Annotated in this window: 1 protein-coding gene; it reads left to right on the top strand. The window is 38.3% G+C overall.

Going from position 1 to position 389, the window contains the following annotated elements; translation table 11 throughout:
* Window positions 1–26 precede the first annotated feature (26 nt).
* Window positions 27–389 (top strand): chitobiase/beta-hexosaminidase C-terminal domain-containing protein (locus KVT27_RS23865; RefSeq protein ID WP_309140246.1); only part of this gene is annotated, 363 nt, incomplete at its 3' end.

Genomic DNA, 389 nt, shown 5'->3' with positions numbered 1-389 from the left:
ATATTGCAAGTGGAGCAAGTATTAGTGTGAAGACAACAAATACAATCCCGCCTGATACAACACCGCCTATCCTTACAATCACACCAGGAACAACATTTACAGATAGTATGACAGTTACAATGAGTACAAATGAAACAGCAGATATTTATTATACGACAGACGGAACAACACCGACAACAGGAAGTACAAAGTATACAAGCGTTATTAACATCACGAACACAACGACTATCAAGACATTTGCAAAAGATGCAGCGGGAAACTTTAGCGCTGTACAGACACAAACATATACAAAGCAAGTTGCTGGAGCATGGGTGACAAATGGATTAGTAAATAAATGGGGTAATGTTGTGAACAGAGTAACAGTCACAAATAATGGATCGTATTATCCA

This window comes from Lysinibacillus sp. GbtcB16, assembly GCF_019091145.1.
Taxonomy (GTDB): Bacteria; Bacillota; Bacilli; order Bacillales_A; family Planococcaceae; genus Lysinibacillus; species Lysinibacillus fusiformis.
Note: the sequence above shows the minus strand (reverse complement) of the source record. Positions and strands in the feature narration are given on the sequence as shown.